Below are 16,868 nucleotides of genomic sequence, written 5' to 3' on the forward strand. Positions count from 1 at the left end.
CCGCAGGCGTATGGGGAGTTATATGATTAAACGATTGGCGCTCACCGTGCCGCTGTTGGTTGTCATCTCTTTGCTTGCGTTTCTGCTCGTGAACCTCTCGCCCATGGACCCGGCGGAAATGGTGCTGCTGGCGCAAGAAGTTCCGGAAATTACGGAACCGCTGCTGGAACAGACGCGCGAACGCTTGGGGATGGATCAGCCGTTGTTGGTCAGGTATGCGCAGTGGCTGGGTGACGGCTTGCGGCTCAACTTCGGAGAATCCTACGTGTCCGGGCAGCCGGTCTGGTCCATGCTGGGACCAGCGCTGTGGAATACGGTCAAGCTGACGTTAATATCGTGCCTGCTCATCATCCTGCTGTCGGTGTTCTTTGGTGTCGTTTGCGCGCTGAATGAAGGACGAACGCTGGACCTTTCCGTGAGGGGAGTGACGTTTCTGCTGACGGCGATGCCTTCGTACTGGCTTGCTTCGCTGTGCATCTGGTATTTCTCCGTGAAGCTGGATTTGCTGCCGACGAGCGGCATGGATTCGTATCTTGGCTACATACTGCCCGTGTTTGTCATTGCCTCGGGGTACGTCGGCTTGTATTTTCGCAACGTCCGCAGCGCTATGCTTGCCAACCTGCATGAAGGTTACGTTCGGTATGGCCGTGCTTGCGGATGGTCCGAAGGCACGATTCTGAAACATGTTCTTCGCAATTCGCTGCAGGTGGCCGTATCGATCTTCTGCATGTCCGTTCCCATCATCCTTGGCGGCACCGTGGTCATCGAAAACGTGTTTGCCTGGCCGGGAGCGGGCAGACTGGCCGTCAAAGCCATATTGGGCAGGGACTTGCCCGTGATTCAGGCCTACGTGCTCGTGTTGGCAGTCACTTTTGTCGCGTTTAACGCACTGTCCGATCTGATCCATGCCGCTCTCAATCCGCGGTGGCGGAAGGAGGCATCATAAACATGAACATCGTTCGCCGTTTGAGCCAAGACAAGCTTGCCTGCATCTGTTTGTCATGGTTGGGCCTGGTCATGCTGGCGGGACTGCTCGCTCCGTGGGTATCGCCGCATGCGCCGGATGCCGTCGACATGAGCCTGCGTTACGCGCCGCCTTCCTGGGCATATCCGCTCGGCAACGATCATCTGGGCCGATGCGTGCTGTCGCGGCTTATCTATGGGATTCGGCCGAGTTTGCTCGGGGTCCTGGCCACGCTGGGCATATCGCTTGGCATCGGAACGTTCGCGGGTCTGGCCGCCGGTTATTTCAAGGGAAGGATCGACAGCATCGTGATGCGGGCATGCGATGTCATGCTTTCCTTTCCGGGTTATGTCACGACGCTGGCGGTGGTGGGGCTGCTCGGGCCTGGCCTGGAAAACATTTTGCTCGCCTTTGTCATTTCAAAATGGGCTTGGTTCGCACGGGTAATTCGGACATCCGTCATGCAGCATTCGGAAGCGGGATACGTAAAGTTCGCCAAGGCTGCGGGGATCGGGCATTTCCGCATTCTACGCAAACATATGCTGCCGATGGCGCTGGCCGACATCGCCGTGGTCGCCAGCAGTTCGATGTGCTCCATGATTTTGCAAGTGTCGGGCCTGTCGTTTCTCGGGCTCGGCGTACAGGCGCCGACGGCGGAATGGGGGATGATGCTGGGTGAAGCAAGGGATGTTATGTTTTCGAAGCCCGAATTGATGGTTGCTCCGGGACTTGCGATCATTCTCGTCGTCTGTGCGTTCAATTTTGCGGCAGATGGATTACAGGCGTCTTTGGATCCCAAATTGGCTTCCTCCCGGCAAAGGAAAGAAGTAAAAAAGGAGCGTGGAACGTATGAATATGCTGGAAGTTGATCGTTTGCGCGTATGGGACGCGAAGAGCGGACACGTCATCGTGCACGACAGTTCTTTCCGGCTGGCCGCCGGAGAATGCCTGGCCATTGTGGGCGAGAGCGGCAGCGGCAAGTCGATGACCTGCCGCTCGATCCTGAGGCTCCATGATCCGTCCATTCGGCAATCCGGCGAGATCCGTTTTCAAGGCGAATGCTTGTCTGACCTGCCGGAGAGGGACATGAGAGAGCGAAGGGGGAAACGCATCAGCCTGGTCATGCAGAATGGCATGAATGCCTTCGATCCGTCCTGCAAAGTTCGCGTTCATTTCAGGGAAACGCTGGGGCGGCACATGGGCTGGACGCGCAGGCAAGTCGATGAACGGGCGGAAATCGCCCTGGCGCAGGTCCAACTGCGGCCTGCCAAGGACGTTCTGAATAAATACCCTCATGAGCTTTCGGGAGGCATGCTGCAGCGTCTGATGATTGCGCTATCCCTGCTGCTGGAACCGGAGTTGATCATCGCGGACGAACCGACAACCGCGCTGGACGCCCTTTCCCAATACGAGGTGCTGGTGCAGCTCCGACAATTGAAGGCGCGCATCGGCTGCGCGATGCTGCTGATCTCGCATGATCTGGGTGTGGTGCGCATGATGGCTGACCGGATTTTGGTGATGAGACAAGGAAGAATCGTGGAGGAAGGGGATGCCGGGAATGTCTTGTCTCATCCGCGCCATCCTTATACGCAGCATCTGATTCATACCCGGCGCCAGCTCACGGAACCGTTCAAAACGATGTTGGAGGAGGGCGGATATGCTGAGCATGAACGGTGTCGAAAAGTATTATAGTGCTGGGGGAATGTTATTCAGAAAGCGTCAGCACATCTTAAGGGACATCCATCTATCCGTTGCACCAGGCGAGTGCTTGGGAATAATCGGGGAGAGCGGCAGCGGCAAATCCACGATCGGACGCCTGCTCTTGGGCATCGAACGCCCCGATTCGGGCAAGGTGCTGCTGGAGGGACTCCCCGTCTCCCGCAGGTCCGTGCGTGCGGGCAGGGTCAGCGCCGTTTTTCAGGACTACACGTCGTCGATCCATCCTTTTTATACGGTGGAACAAGCGTTATGCGAACCGGTCGCCGCCCTTCCACGGTCAAGCGCATATCGCCAGGAGCTGCCGGAACGTCTGGACTTCTGGCTTGAACAGGTGGGGTTAAGTCCGGCATACCGCAAAAAATATGCGCATGAACTGTCCGGCGGCGAGGCCCAACGCGTCTGTATCGCCCGGGCGGTATTGACCCGGCCGCAATTCGTTGTCATGGATGAAGCGATCAGTTCGCTGGACGTATCCGTTCAGGCACAGGTGCTCGAGCTGTTGAAACAACTGAAGGAAACGTATGGCATGGGTTATGTTTTCATCACACATGACATTCAGGCGGCGGCCTATCTGTGCGAGCGGCTTGTGATACTCAAGTCGGGACGGATCGAAGAAACGGTAGACGTGTCGAAGCTGGGACAGGTTCGGTCCGATTACGCCCGGCGGCTGTTGGCATCCTCGATCGTATTATGAGCGGGGCCGCAGGGGATTTCCTTCGAGTTTTGCGCATAGTCGCAATGACGCAATCACAGTCAACCATTTTGAAGGAGGAACATGGGTGAATGGAGCTTTAGCTTGGCCTTTCATGCGCCTGTATCTGCTCACGCTGCTCTATTTCAGTGCCAATGCGGTGCTGAACGTCATCATTCCGCTCCAAGGCGCCGCATGGGACGCAAGCAGCGCGACGGTTGGCCTGATCATGGGCGCGTACATGCTGACCACGATGTTTTTTCGCCCGTGGGCAGGCCGCATCATTCAGAGGCACGGGGCCGTCAAAATACTTCGTATGATTCTGCTGCTCAACGGAGCAGCTTTGATTTTGTATACATTTACGGGCATTGGCGGCTATATAGCTGCCCGTTCGTTACAGGGCGTGTGCACGGCCTTTTTTTCCATGGCCCTGCAAATCGGCATCATCGAAGCCTTGCCTGACAACGATCGCGCGCAAGGCATCTCGATGTATTCCCTGTTCAGTTACATTCCCGGCATCATGGTTCCCTTTCTGGCTATTGCCTTGTGGCAAAGCGGAGGTATGCCGTCTTTTTCGGTGCTTCTGATCGTGATTGCCGTGGCGACGGCGATATTCGGATATACGATTCGCTCGGACCAACAGGAGCACCCTGACAAGAATAGCAAAGCGTTTGGCGGAAAGATGGCACAGCGGAGCATGTGGGGCATGTTCGCTCAGCTGGTGAAGCAGCCTGCACTGCGAACTTGCGGCATGCTGATGTTGTCGGCATCCGTCGTGTTCGGGGCGGTCACGGCTTTTATGCCGTTATACGCGCAAGAGGTGGACGGGGCCAATGCGGGTGGGTACCTCGGCATACAGGCTGCGGTCGTCGTTGCCGCCCGGTTGTTCTGGGGGAAAAAGCTGCCTTCCGGGGCACGGTGGAGTGCCCCCTTGATCATGGGCATGATGACGCTAATCTCCCTTTCGGCCTTGAGCATTAGTTACGCTGCCGGCGGCGGTGCTGCCTTTTTATATTTGGGGGCAGTGCCGATGGGCATCGCGCAAGCGATTCTTTACCCTGCACTCACCACGCATTTATCGTTCGTGCTTCCTGCAGAAGATCGGAATGTGCTGCTTGGCTTGTTCATCGCCACGGCCGATTTGGGCATTTCGCTTGGCGGCATGGTGATGGGAATGGTGGCGGATGCCGCCAATTATGCCCAAATGTTCATGGTATGTGCCGTGCTCGGTCTGGTCATGCTGCCAGTTGCCTATCGCCGCTGATGTCTTGCGTGCATTGGAGCGGCAGTATGATTTCATGGTTTGAAAAAACGCTGAAACGTTGAAGGGGTTTGTTTAGAAAGCTGACTGATATCTGTCGTTTTTTTGATTCTGCATCGTCCCGGGCGGATGCCAAATCCCGATCCGATGACTTTTTCGACATGTTCCCGACTTTAGAGACAACCACTTCATGATTGGAGACGTTCATTATATAGAAAGGAATGGAATATAATGCAAGTCGATTTCTTAGTATGGAGTTGATCATGATCGTGGACGAGTCGAAGAATAAACGATGGAAAAAGGCGTTGTGCGGAGCGGCTGCTCTAGCTCTGGTATTAAACGGTTGTTCGTTGTCCAATGCGAAACCGACTTCGGTGCAGGTAGAAACAGAACGTGAGGTGACCCAGCCCGAGACGAGAAAGCCTAACGATGCTGCCGTTGATTCGGTCGTTTTAGGCGAGAATAACGGGATCGTTATCACGACGCCGGCCAAGAAAGGGAGCAAGATGCAGCGTGAAATTACGGTGGATTTGCGGGGAGATGTCCAGAAAACGTTTGTCTGGAACGCCGATATGGACGCGAATCGCCCGCCGACGATTGAGGAAGTTGACGTGAATGGGGACGGAGAACGGGAGATTGTCGTAAATATGAATGCCGGCAGGGGAACCGGGATCTCCATCTATGAAATTCATATTTTGAATTCGAACACGCTGGAGGAACTGGCGGTGGAGGACCCCATCCAAGCGTTAAATAAGAGGGTTATTTCTTCCGTGAAGCATGAGTCCGGGAAAACGTATGTCCATGCAGAGCTGGACGGTAAACATTTGAGCAAGGTGTACGACTATGAAGAGGGAGCTTGGGGAAAAAGGGTCGGTTTTGGCTCCATCGTATATTATGAGGTGGTGGATGGGCGATTGCGGGCAAAACTCGATGGCCAGGCCTCCATTTCGGAATTTCCGCTGCAGGTTGTGGTCGATTACGGACATGATCTTCATATCGCGAATGTAGAACTCCATAGCGCTTACTTTATAGAGACGCCGCTAAACGAGGAAGATCTCAACGTCTTGCTGCAGCACTGGCTGCCGAACGATGAGTGGGAGGTCAAACAGACGGATGATCAGTATACCGTGACATTCGTCAAAAAAGACCAGGATGCCGAGGCCATGGTGATGAAGGTCAATCCGATGACGGGCACGGTGCATGACAGCACTTCCGGAAGCCCGCTGAAAAGCCTTGTCAACAAGGATGCGCCAGATCTTGCGAAAATCACGAATGGCACACGGTATCAGGCTGAGCTGTATAAGTTGGCTGGGCCTTTGCTGGAAGCTGCCGATTTGCAGCCGGTTAACCGGGAATGGATCGAAGGATTCATCGGTGATGGATATTTGTTCGGGCGGGTGCAGCACAACGATCGGCAATTCATCATCAAACTGGATGTATTCACCGGGCAATGGGAAGAAATTGAGGATCCATTTGGGGAGTCGCCATGATGGCGGCTTTTTGCCGTCAAGTGTAATCGTTCCTGCCCTTGGTCAGGAGATGCACTCCAGAGACAAGGACAGGAACGAAGGGAGTGTTACTCGAAGCGTTCAATCACGATTTTGCCTGTCATACGGCCTTCTTCCAATATGGCATGGGCTTTTCGCAGATTGGCTGCGTTGATCGGGGAGTAGATTTTTGCCACCGTGGTCCGCAAACGGCCCTCGTCGACCATGCGGGAAACTTCGTTTAACAGGTTGTGCTGTTCTATCATATCCGCCGTCTGGAACATCGGTCTGGTGAACATCAGCTCCCAGGCAAACGTTGCGCTTTTGTTTTTGAGCAAGGTCAGGTCGAGCAGCTCATCCGTCTCCACAATGGAGCAGATCTTCCCTTGCGGGGCAATAGCCTCGGCCATTTTGGCCCAATGCTTCTCCGTGCTGTTCAGACAAAAAATGTAGTCAACGTGTTCGAAGCCCATCGCTTGAAGCTGGGGAACGAATGGTTCGTAATGGTTGATGATATGGTCGGCTCCCATCGATCTGGCCCAGTCGGACGATTCGGGACGAGAAGCTGTACCGATCACGGTCAATCCGGCGTATTTGGCCAGTTGCGTTGCGATGGAACCGACGCCGCCCGCCGCGCCGATGATTAGAATCGTTTTGCCTTCGTTGCGCTCTTTGTCTGCGGTTATGCCCAAGCGGTCGAATAGTCCTTCCCATGCGGTAATGGCAGTTAACGGCAGAGCGGCTGCATGCGCAAAATCCAGCGTTGCCGGTTTGCTGCCGACGATTCTCTCGTCGACGAGATGGAGCTCGCTATTCCCTCCAGGGCGGGCAATGCTGCCTGCGTAATAGACTTCATCGCCGGGTTTGAACAGCGAAGCTTCCGGTCCGGCTTGCTCGACCACGCCTGCAACGTCCCAGCCGAGAACTCTTGGCGTGCTTTCGGTCCGATTTTTGGGTGCCCGCACTTTAACGTCGACGGGATTGACGGAGATGGCTTTGACTCGGATCAGCAGATCCCTCCCTGTAGGCACAGGTGCATCAATCATCACGTCCAGCAGGCTTTCAGGGTGTTCGATAGGCAAATAGTTCAACAGTCCAACGGCTTTCATTTGTTTGGTTGACATTATGGTTTCCTCCTCGGATATGCATGTATTATTGATTTATGGTTGTAAATATAACGCATATCAACTACCATGAATAGTACGCACATTAATGTTATGTAGTATACATTTGTATACCAATAAAAGAGGAGGCTGCAAAATGCGTGACCGCAAATCCGGATACGGCTATTGCCCGAATGAAGAAGGCTGCCCGGTGGAATATACGTTGGACGTCATCGGCGGAAAGTGGAAAGGGGTGCTTTTGTACCATATGATCGAAGGACCCAAACGATTTAATGAATTCCGGAGGATTTGTCCTGCCATTACCCAAAGAATGTTGACCCTTCAGCTTCGGGAGCTCGAGGAAGATGGCGTCGTGCATCGCGAAGTGTATCAGCAAGTTCCTCCCAAAGTGGAATATTCGCTTTCGGAATTCGGTCGTACGTTAGTGCCGATCATTACGGAAATGAAAATCTGGGGGGAAAAGTACAAAAAGTTGTCGGGTGCGGCTTCCGAACATGCGGAGTCCGCTGTGAAGTCGGTGCCTGATTCGATGTAGCGGGTCGGTTTCGCAAAGCTAAAAAGTTAGATCGTAGACGAAGGATGGCTTGTTGAAAAATAAGGCGTTTGAACTATTTAAATTCCAAATATTTACTTATAGTATATAAATGTAAAAATAAAGGAGGAGAGTGTTATAAGTGAAAAAAAGTAAATTTATGCTTGTTTTTATGAGCATGATGTTGGTCTTGGCCTTCACCGGGCTGGGCCAGACCGAAAGGGCAGCGGCGGCAACGGCACGAACGCCCGTTGTTTTTGTCCACGGTCTAACAGGTTCGGATAGCAATTTTACGTTCATTGAAAGTTATTTGCGCAGCCAAGGTTGGTCGAACGACGAATTGTTCGCCATTGATCTGCCGAGCAAACAGGGCAACCAACTGTTGAATTCGGCAGCGATCAGCCAATTCGTTGATGACGTGCTGCGCCAAACCGGCCATTCGAAAGTGAACATTGTGGCTCACAGTATGGGCGGAGCGAACAGTCTGTATTACATATTGAACCGCGGCGGAGCGTCCAAGGTCGACAAGCTTGTAACCCTTGGCGGAGCGAATCGCCTTACGACCAATACCGCGCCGCAAGGCATTTCGGTGACCTCGATCTATTCCTTGAACGACACGATCGTGTCGCCTGTGCTTTCCCGGCTGGAAGGTGCTACGAACATTCCGGTTTCCCTCGTGTCCCATGTCGGACTGCTGTTCAACTCGCGGGTGAACGGTTTGATCAAAACCGCTTTGAACGAATAGTTGAAACTCTACGCACCTAAAGTTAAAAAGCTCTCGCAAATCTCCATGTCCAACACGGCTGCTTGAAGCAGCCGTGTTTTTGCATGTCTTTTTTACATGTCTGCCTGCTCGGCGTCATGACCAACCGATATTCCACCGAATGAACCGATCTTCCAGAACAGGGTGCCCAGGTGAATTGGTTCATGCGGCGGAGGATTGCACGATTGATGCGCAGGTATCGGACCCTTAACATGTGAACCACAGAACCAGCTCATCAATCCCATCATCCATTGCAAAAGGGGGCAAAGACAGGTATGGCTGACCGATCGGAAGCATCGACGCCGCACCCCGGAGTCAGCATTAACCCAAGCATCCGTGAAGGTTACTTGAGGAACATTAGAAAACACTGGATGCTCTATGTCATGATCCTTCCCGGCATTTTGTTTTACATCATTTTTAAATACATCCCGCTGGGGGGAAGCGTCATCGCTTTTCAGAATTATCAAATCATGAGGGGGATCTGGAACAGCCCGTGGGTGGGACTGGATAATTTCAAGTTCATTTTTACGTATCAGGATTTCTATCACGTTCTCCGCAATACGGCATTGATTGCTTTTTACAAGCTGGTGATCGGCTTTCCTGCTCCGATTCTGCTGGCACTCCTGTTCAATGAAGTGAGAAAAATGCTCGCCAAACGATTTTTGCAAAGCTTGTTTTATTTGCCGCATTTCTTATCCTGGGTCGTCGTCGGCGGGATCGTGTTTGAAGTGCTGTCCTCCGGCGGTTTCGTCAACATGGTGAGAGGATGGTTTGGCTTTGAAGCGATTCTGTATATGCAGCAGGAAAAGTATTTCCGCTCCATCGTGGTGTTGTCGTCCATATGGAAAGAAGTCGGTTGGGGCACGATCATTTACCTTGCTGCCATCAGCGGCATTGATCCGAACCAATATGAAGCGGCCGTGATGGACGGGGCGAACCGATGGAAACAGACGATGTATATTACGCTGCCCGCTCTGTTTCCGACCATTCTGATCCTGTTCCTGTTAAACATCGGCAACTTCCTGGAGCTTGGCTTCGACCAGATCTACAACCTGTTGACGCCGATGACGTACTCCGTAGGGGATATCATTGAAACGTATGTATACCGTTCAGGGGTGCTGCAAGGGCAGTACAGCGTAACGACGGCCATCGGCCTGTTCCAGTCGGTGATCGGTTTCATCCTGCTATGGATTTTCAATCGGCTGGCCAAAAAATCCGGGGAGGGATTGTGGTGATGAAGCAGACGTTCGGAGAAAAAAGCTTTCAGGTCTTCAACTACGCCTTTCTTACGGCAGCCGCCCTGACGATGATTTTGCCTTTGCTTCAACTGTTGGCGGTTTCGCTCAGTTCGCCGGTTGCAGCCGATTCCCAAGCCGTCTTCCTGTGGCCGGTCGAATTTACGCTGGATTCCTGGAAACATATTTTGAAAAGCACAGGATTATGGCAGTCGTTTGGCGTAACTGTTTTCATTACGGTAGCAGGTACGGCGCTCAGCATGCTTTTTTCGGTATTCACCGCCTTCCCGCTGTCCCGCAAGGAATTTCTGTTCCGGAAACAAGTGATGCTTGGCATCGTGATTACGATGATTTTTAATGCTCCGATGATCCCGTTTTTTCTGACGGTCAGGGAGCTTGGCATGATGAATTCACTGTGGTCCTTGATCATTCCTGGGGTGATCGGTACGTTCAACATGGTCATTTTGCGTACGTTTTTCATGAATTTGCCCAAGGAGCTGGACGATTCCGCCCGAATCGACGGATGTCATGATTTCCGCATTTTGTTCCAGATCTACCTGCCGCTCTCCAAACCGGTACTGGCCACGGTCAGCTTGTTCTATGCGGTGGGGTACTGGAATACGTTCCAGCGGGCGGTGCTTTTTATCCGCGATCCAGGGTTATGGCCCTTACAAATGAAGCTGCGTGCGTATTTGACCAGCCCGGAGGAATTGGCTCAGGTGAACATGTTTCTCGGTGATTACAACTTCAATACGACGACGTTGAAGGCAGCAACGATTCTTTTTGCAAGCGTTCCCATCATTTTGGTGTATCCTTATTTGCAGAAATATTTCGTGAAAGGATCGCTCTTGGGGTCGCTCAAAGAATAAACGAGGATTGAGGGGGACAATTTCATGAGACAAGAATGGACACGTAAAATCGTACCGGCATTTCTTAGTCTGGCGCTGCTGCTGATCGCGGGTTGTGGAAGCGGCAGCCCGAATGCCGGATCGCAGGACGGCGAGAATGGAGGAGGAAGCTCCGGTGCTGCCAAAGTCAAAGTATTCAAAAGCCACATGGGCGTAGGCACATTGCCTGCTGCGGATAATCCGCACGTGAAGTATGTCGAGGAGAAAACCGGCGTCCAATATGAACTGATCACGACACCTCCCGGATCGGAGCCGTCCGAATACTTGAATTTGTTGATCGCTTCGAATGAGCTGCCGGATATTTTGCGCCCGATCGGAGGCGTGGAGCAAACGCTGATTCAGCAGGGCGGTGCGCTGCCATTGGATGAACTGCTGCCCGAGTACGCACCCCATGTCTGGGAGAGCATTCCCCAGGAAGCGTGGGATATCGTGCGCTCCGCTTCGCCTGACGGCAAAATCTACTATGTGCCTAAAGTATTTCTGGTTCCCGAGCGTGCGCCACTCATTCGCAAGGATTGGCTGGATAAACTTGGATTGGAGATGCCTAAAACGACCGATGAATATGTGGAGGTACTGCGAGCTTTCCGGGACAAAGACCCGAACGGCAACGGCAAAGCGGATGAGCTGCCTACCAGCGGCAGGGAGTTCGGCCGATGGATGGACCATCTGTTTGCGATGTACGGGGTAGCCATGTGGGAAGGATATCCTGAATGGGACGAATATGACGGCAAAATCCAGTACGCAGGCGTAACGGACAACATGCGCGAGGCCATCAAGTTCATCCGGAAGTTATACGAAGAAAAATTGCTGGACAACGAAACGTTCCTCAACAAAGGGGAAGTATGGCAGGCCAAAATCAACAACAATCAAGTGGGCAGCTGGTATCATCTGCCGGCGAACGTGCGCGATCGGTACAATGCCATGCTGACGCAGGCGCCGGATGCTTACATTGCAGCGATGCCGCTGCCGAAAGCCGAAGGGTTCGAAGCGTTTGTCACGCAGAAAAGCATGGGTGAGCCGGAGTGGATGATTCCGACCGTAAACAAGGACAATGCCCCCAATGCCCTGAAACTGCTGGATTTTTTCTACAATGCTGAAAACGATGAATTTGGGCGCTTCGGCCTCGAGGGCGAACAGCATGAAGTCGTCAACGGACGCAAAGTGATCCTCCCGCCCGCAGACAACAAACCGCTTGCCCTGGGCATGAAAAATTTGACGACGGCAGAGGACATGGACAAACGAATCGAAGAAACGTATCCGGAAGACCAGCAGCAGATGGTCAAAGACATGTTTGTCGTCAGCACCGCCGATGCGCGCCAAATTGCCGGTGACGGACTCCCGGCCTCGGTATATGAAGGATTTCCGGATATCCAGTCCCATAAGTTGTTCCAGGAGGTTTTGACCAAAATCGTCATTGGTGAGCTCCCGATCGAGGCTTATGACGACTATGTGGACAAATGGTATGCTGCCGGCGGTGAAGCCGTGACCCAGCGAGTGCAGGAATGGTATGAGAAGGTTAAAAATTAAAAACATGCATTCGCTAACCTCCCCATGGCTTGCGAGCAGTTCGATGGCAAAAAAGGCGAAATTTCGTAGAAACGCGGGAAATGATGACGGGACGGGGGAGGAAAATTAGGAGGTAGGGCCGGGTCGTCTTGGTCACATCACCGCTGTATAATGGCGTTATCACGCAAATAAGGTGGGAGACGGCCATGCCCCTTTCGTTTTTGAAATGGTTGAAATTTAATTTGACCAATACCCAAACCCGGCTGCTGCTGATTTTGACGATTGCGGTGTTCGCCATCATCATCGCCGTTGGCATGACGACGTATTATTCCTCCAAATCCGTGCTGCAGCAGGAGCTTAGCGAACCCCAACATCAGATGCTGCGCATCGGCATGAACGACATTGACGAGATGATGCGGGAAAGCGACCAAATCGCGGTCAAAATCGCCCTGAACGGGAACGTGTATCAATTTCTGACGAGCGACGTCCAGGCTTCGTACCAAAACATCACCGAGCTGCTGAAGTTTATGGAAACGCTGATCAGCAGCACGTCTTTCATTAAAAGCGCTTACATTTATGACGTGGAACGTGGAAGCATGGTTGCTTTTCCCCAAGGATTCAGTTCAAGCAAAGCCAACTTTCCCGATTCCGGTTGGGTAGACGTTGCCGATGATTTTAAGGACCGGCCCATGCTGGTCAAGCAGCGGGAAATCCCGTCGGCCTCGGGCCCACCTGCCAGGCAAATCACACTTTATCGCAAAATCATGATATCGGGCCAGTTCAAGGGCATCATCGCCGTGAATTTCAAATCGGAGCAGATGTTCAGGCATATACTGCAATCGTCGGTCTCCCGCCTTGACAGCCGCCGTTTCATTCTGGATGTAGATCATCAACCGTTATACGAGCTGGGAAATTATCGCGTTGGGGCAGAAGTGGTGGATCAGGTCCTCGCACAGCTGGATGGGGAGAAGATCGGGGAATTCGAGCACGAAGGCAAAACATTGCTTGCTTCGCAAATCGTGTCCCCGTATACCGGATGGCGCTACTTGTCCGTCATTTCGCAAGACAGCCTGCTCGCGAGCGCGCAGAAGATCCGCAATACCGTTTTTGTCGTATCGCTGCTTGCGCTTGCGGCCGGGGCGGCGGCCATTGCCTTCTACAATGCATCCGCCTTCAGGCCGGTGAAGCGGATGCGACAACTGCTCAGCGGATATGACAGGGTACGGATGGATACGGGCACGATCGATCTGGAGAAAATCACGAGCCAGCTGCTCACGGACCATGCCCAGCAGGCGATGAATTTGCGGCAAACGCTGCCGGAGGCTTCGAGCAAATTTTTGATGGACATCCATGCCGGCCATATGTCCGGGACCCGGGAACTCAGCGAGAAGTGGGAGCGATATTTCAGGGAATGGGATCCAGCGCCGCTCACCATCGCAATGTTGTCGATCGACGACTATGAGGCATGGTGTAAACGATTCAACAAACCGGATCATTCCCTGTTGAAGTTTGCCATCGCCAATATCGCAGCCGAGCTGCTGTCCGGGCAATGGCGCGTGCTGACCGCTGATCTTGGAAGAGATCGCATGATGGTGATGCTTCAGCCGCTTGGCCGTTTCAGTGACGGCGACGCAGTGACTGCCATCGGAGAGACGCTCCCGATGATTCGCAGGCTGCTCAAATTCCAGGTGTCGGCAGGGGTCAGTACGAATCACGACGGATATATGCACTTGCAAAAAGCGATGCAGGAAGCCGAGCTCGCCTTGGACTATAGGCTTTATCGGGGTTATGAGCAAGCGATTCCGTTTCGTGAGGTGGCAGCTGCGCCATTGGACGATGGTGTTAGTGAAGATCAGGAGACGATGGCTCCTTTGACGGAGAGTATCGAAGCCGGTCATGCGGAGGCGGCGCTCCATGTGTTGGATAGAATGCTCTCTCGCCTGCAGCAGGAGAATACGCACCCTTCGAGAGCCATGGCCTGTTTGCAATCCCTGGCTGAAACGTTGGAAAACCTTCGTTTAAGTCGTGCCGCGGAATGCCGCGATCTTGAATTGTCCAGCTTGCGCACGATGCATCTGGAGGATGTCCGGGCGCTGCTTAAAGAGCAGGTCGAGGCGATGTGCGCGTGGTTTGGCGGCATGCTGCTCAGCAAGGATTTCGTTCTGTGCCAGCAGATGATTGCGTTCATGAACGATCATCTGGAGGAGCCCATAGGCATTCAGGACATTGCCGAGCACGCCGGGATCGGTACCAGCCTCGCCAGCCAGCTTTTCAAACAGGAAATGAACGAAACCATCCATGGATATTTCACCAAATTGCGGATGGAGCGTGCATGCAGGCTGCTGGTGGACACCGATTATAAAATCTCGGAAATCGCTTCCATGGTGGGGTACCAGCACGAGAACAGCTTTATTCGCGTATATCGCAAAACGAAGGACATTACTCCGGGGAAATACAGGGAGATGATGCGCACCCGAAGGGATTCCTTGTTGGAGCCTTGAAGATTTTGCTGTGTATTTCTCAGTTTTGAACGGAGTTGAAAAGGAGGAGCGGACATATGATGGATCGCCAATCGATCGTCACTAGAAACCATCCGGTGCTGACGCGGATCGAACCCCTGTCACCTTTATCAGTAGGCAACGGGGAATTTGGATTCAGCGCCGATTTCACAGGGCTCCAGACCTTTCCGGAAGCCTACGAAATTCCTTTGGGAACCCAATCCGCTTGGGGTTGGCATTCAACCGGAGGCCGCCATGTATTCGGTGACGAGCATATCGTCTTCCAGCCTTTCGATACCTATGGCCGGCAAGTATTATATCCGATGAAACCGGAAGGCAAAGACGAGGCCTATCATTGGCTGCGCCAAAATCCGCATCGTCTCCAGCTTGGACGCATCTCGTTTCGGCTGCTGCGGCAAGACGGACAAGAGGCGGAGTTGAGCGACGTTGTTCCGATCCGTCAGGAGATGCATCTCTGGACAGGCGTGCTTCACAGCATCTTCGCGGTGCAAGGTACGGAAGTCAGGGTGGAAACGACCTGTGATCCGCAGCGGGATTGCATCGGCATTCGCGTGCACTCCGCTTTGATTCGCGAAAATCGCCTGCAGCTGTTCGTTGCGTTCCCTTCACCGGACATGACCCACCGCAGCTGGTCGAAGTCTGTTTTTCCGGAATGGAACCGGGATGACAGGCACAGCACGGCGCTGATCGAAACAAGGGATGGTTCCGCTGCATGGAAACGTTTGCTGGATGAAGACGAATATGCCGTGAAATGGATGTGGGACAAAGGGCGGCTGACGCAAACGGGAACTCACGAATTTACGCTAATGCCGCGCATGGATTCCGACTCGGAAAGCTGGGAATGCAGCATCGCGTTTGCTCCCCGTAATCCGGAGCCGCAGCCGGCGCATGCCATTATGCAAGCAAGCTCGGATCACTGGCAGCGATTTTGGAATGGCGGGGCCGCCGTCGATTTGTCCGGCAGCACGGACCCGCGCGCTGCCGAACTGGAACGGCGGATCGTGTTATCCCAGTTCCTCTCTGCCGTACACAGCGCAGGAAGCATGCCGCCGCAGGAAACGGGGTACATGTACAACAGCTGGTTCGGCAAAATGCATCTGGAGATGCATTGGTGGCATGCGGCGCATTTTCCGCTGTGGGGGCGTGCCGATCTGCTGCTGAGAAGCATGGATTGGTATGTGGCCATCCTGCCGGAGGCTCGCAAATTGGCTCGTTCCCAGGGCTATGCGGGTGCCCGCTGGCCCAAGATGGTCGCGTATGATGGGCAGCAATCGCCGTCGCCCGTCGCACCGGGTTTGATCTGGCAGCAGCCGCATCCGATAGCACTGGCCGAAATGTGTTATGCGGCACGCCCGGAGGTATCGTTGCTGGAACGATACAAAGACATCGTGTTCGAGGCGGCTGATTTTATGGTTTCCTATGCTCATTGGGATGACGAAAAGAAGGCGTATGTTCTGGGTCCGCCGCTCATTCCGGCACAGGAAAACCATGCCATGGCCGAAAGCCTGAATCCGCCGTATGAGCTGGAATACTGGAAATACGGGCTGGACATTGCGGTGCGATGGGCAGAACGGCTGGGCATAACAGCTCCGCCGGAATGGATCGATGTGGCCTCTCAAATGGCGAAACCGCGGCACGAGGAAGGCGTGTACCTAGCGCATGAACACTGCCCGAACACCTTTACCGCCAAAAATCAGGATCATCCATCGATGCTCGGAGCGCTCGGCCTGCTGCCTGGCTCCTTGGTCGACAAAGGCATCATGAAAGAAACCCTGCTCAAGGTAAAGCAATGCTGGGACTGGGAGTCTGCCTGGGGGTGGGATTTCCCGATGTGCGCCATGACGGCGGCCAGGCTGAACGAACCTGAGCTCGCCGTCGATTTCCTGCTGATGGAGGCAACGAAGAACACGTATTTGCCAAATGGACACAACTATCAAAGACCCGGACTATGGGCATACCTGCCCGGAAATGGCGGATTGCTGACGGCGGTGGCGATGATGGCCGCAGGATGGACGGGAGCCGCTGAACGGGAGAATCCGGGATTTCCGCAAGACGGGAGCTGGAACGTGAAGTGGGAAGGGCTTAAACCGTTGCTTTGATGACCAGTTTCATCTTTATTCATAACAACACCTGGCACATGCCGGACAATCGTTGAAGAA

Annotated in this window: 14 protein-coding genes; 13 read left to right on the forward strand and 1 reads right to left on the reverse strand. The window is 53.6% G+C overall.

What is annotated here, in order from left to right; translation table 11 throughout:
• Nucleotides 1-10: 10 nt before the first annotated feature.
• From opp1B to SNR34_RS14300, 6 genes are all read left to right on the forward strand, one after another.
• Nucleotides 11-946: a nickel/cobalt ABC transporter permease gene (opp1B, locus tag SNR34_RS14275; protein WP_486182217.1), complete on the forward strand. Its 936-nt coding sequence runs from the start codon at nt 11-13 to the stop codon at nt 944-946.
• Between the two features lie 2 nt (nt 947-948).
• On the forward strand, nt 949-1,833 hold the full coding sequence (gene cntC, locus SNR34_RS14280) for a staphylopine uptake ABC transporter permease subunit CntC (protein ID WP_486182218.1): 885 nt from the start codon (nt 949-951) through the stop codon (nt 1,831-1,833).
• Nucleotides 1,814-2,656 (forward strand): staphylopine uptake ABC transporter ATP-binding protein CntD, encoded by an 843-nt coding sequence (gene cntD, locus SNR34_RS14285; RefSeq protein ID WP_486182219.1) that lies wholly within the window; start codon nt 1,814-1,816, stop codon nt 2,654-2,656. Before cntC ends, cntD begins: the two co-directional genes overlap by 20 nt.
• Nucleotides 2,622-3,377 (forward strand): ABC transporter ATP-binding protein, encoded by a 756-nt coding sequence (locus tag SNR34_RS14290; protein WP_339278052.1) that lies wholly within the window; start codon nt 2,622-2,624, stop codon nt 3,375-3,377. Before cntD ends, SNR34_RS14290 begins: the two co-directional genes overlap by 35 nt.
• Nucleotides 3,378-3,462: 85 nt before the next feature.
• A complete protein-coding gene (gene cntE, locus SNR34_RS14295; RefSeq protein ID WP_486182220.1) occupies nt 3,463-4,638 on the forward strand; it encodes a staphylopine family metallophore export MFS transporter CntE in 1,176 nt (391 codons plus the stop codon).
• 248 nt (nt 4,639-4,886) lie between these two features.
• Entirely contained in the window at nt 4,887-6,125 is a 1,239-nt protein-coding gene (locus SNR34_RS14300) for a hypothetical protein (protein ID WP_486182221.1), read from the forward strand.
• Between the two features lie 86 nt (nt 6,126-6,211).
• On the opposite strand, the gene SNR34_RS14305 is transcribed toward SNR34_RS14300, so the two are convergent.
• Entirely contained in the window at nt 6,212-7,246 is a 1,035-nt protein-coding gene (locus SNR34_RS14305) for a zinc-binding alcohol dehydrogenase family protein (RefSeq protein ID WP_486182222.1), read from the reverse strand.
• Nucleotides 7,247-7,382: 136 nt separating this feature from the next.
• Here SNR34_RS14305 and SNR34_RS14310 point away from each other — a divergent pair, with 136 nt between their 5' ends.
• From SNR34_RS14310 to SNR34_RS14340, 7 genes are all read left to right on the forward strand, one after another.
• A complete protein-coding gene (locus tag SNR34_RS14310; protein WP_339278056.1) occupies nt 7,383-7,781 on the forward strand; it encodes a winged helix-turn-helix transcriptional regulator in 399 nt (132 codons plus the stop codon).
• Nucleotides 7,782-7,938: 157 nt separating this feature from the next.
• Entirely contained in the window at nt 7,939-8,523 is a 585-nt protein-coding gene (locus SNR34_RS14315) for an esterase/lipase family protein (RefSeq protein ID WP_486182457.1), read from the forward strand.
• Nucleotides 8,524-8,816: 293 nt separating this feature from the next.
• Entirely contained in the window at nt 8,817-9,776 is a 960-nt protein-coding gene (locus SNR34_RS14320) for an ABC transporter permease (protein WP_438286814.1), read from the forward strand.
• Nucleotides 9,776-10,645 carry a carbohydrate ABC transporter permease gene (locus tag SNR34_RS14325; protein ID WP_236413812.1) on the forward strand — a complete coding sequence of 290 codons (870 nt, stop codon included), beginning with the start codon at nt 9,776-9,778 and terminating at the stop codon, nt 10,643-10,645. Before SNR34_RS14320 ends, SNR34_RS14325 begins: the two co-directional genes overlap by 1 nt.
• 24 nt (nt 10,646-10,669) lie before the next feature.
• Nucleotides 10,670-12,211, forward strand: a complete 1,542-nt coding sequence (locus tag SNR34_RS14330; RefSeq protein WP_486182223.1) for an extracellular solute-binding protein — start codon at nt 10,670-10,672, stop codon at nt 12,209-12,211.
• Nucleotides 12,212-12,411: 200 nt separating this feature from the next.
• Nucleotides 12,412-14,691 carry an AraC family transcriptional regulator gene (locus tag SNR34_RS14335; protein WP_486182224.1) on the forward strand — a complete coding sequence of 760 codons (2,280 nt, stop codon included), beginning with the start codon at nt 12,412-12,414 and terminating at the stop codon, nt 14,689-14,691.
• Between the two features lie 59 nt (nt 14,692-14,750).
• Nucleotides 14,751-16,808 (forward strand): glycoside hydrolase family 65, encoded by a 2,058-nt coding sequence (locus SNR34_RS14340; protein WP_486182458.1) that lies wholly within the window; start codon nt 14,751-14,753, stop codon nt 16,806-16,808.
• Nucleotides 16,809-16,868: the final 60 nt, after the last annotated feature.

The sequence above is a fragment of the Paenibacillus sp. XP01 genome, assembly GCF_057364885.1.

What these genes read in the sequence shown, in the direction of transcription:
- SNR34_RS14340 (WP_486182458.1), top strand. Translation starts at nt 14,751, where the DNA reads ATGGATCGCCAATCGATCGTCACTAGAAACCATCCGGTGCTGACGCGG.
- SNR34_RS14315 (WP_486182457.1), top strand. Translation starts at nt 7,939, where the DNA reads ATGCTTGTTTTTATGAGCATGATGTTGGTCTTGGCCTTCACCGGGCTG.
- SNR34_RS14330 (WP_486182223.1), top strand. Translation starts at nt 10,670, where the DNA reads ATGAGACAAGAATGGACACGTAAAATCGTACCGGCATTTCTTAGTCTG.
- SNR34_RS14300 (WP_486182221.1), top strand. Translation starts at nt 4,887, where the DNA reads ATGGAGTTGATCATGATCGTGGACGAGTCGAAGAATAAACGATGGAAA.
- cntD (WP_486182219.1), top strand. Translation starts at nt 1,814, where the DNA reads ATGAATATGCTGGAAGTTGATCGTTTGCGCGTATGGGACGCGAAGAGC.
- opp1B (WP_486182217.1), top strand. Translation starts at nt 11, where the DNA reads ATGGGGAGTTATATGATTAAACGATTGGCGCTCACCGTGCCGCTGTTG.
- SNR34_RS14320 (WP_438286814.1), top strand. Translation starts at nt 8,817, where the DNA reads ATGGCTGACCGATCGGAAGCATCGACGCCGCACCCCGGAGTCAGCATT.
- SNR34_RS14310 (WP_339278056.1), top strand. Translation starts at nt 7,383, where the DNA reads ATGCGTGACCGCAAATCCGGATACGGCTATTGCCCGAATGAAGAAGGC.
- SNR34_RS14325 (WP_236413812.1), top strand. Translation starts at nt 9,776, where the DNA reads ATGAAGCAGACGTTCGGAGAAAAAAGCTTTCAGGTCTTCAACTACGCC.
- SNR34_RS14305 (WP_486182222.1), bottom strand. Translation starts at nt 7,246, where the DNA reads ATGTCAACCAAACAAATGAAAGCCGTTGGACTGTTGAACTATTTGCCT.
- SNR34_RS14290 (WP_339278052.1), top strand. Translation starts at nt 2,622, where the DNA reads ATGCTGAGCATGAACGGTGTCGAAAAGTATTATAGTGCTGGGGGAATG.
- cntC (WP_486182218.1), top strand. Translation starts at nt 949, where the DNA reads ATGAACATCGTTCGCCGTTTGAGCCAAGACAAGCTTGCCTGCATCTGT.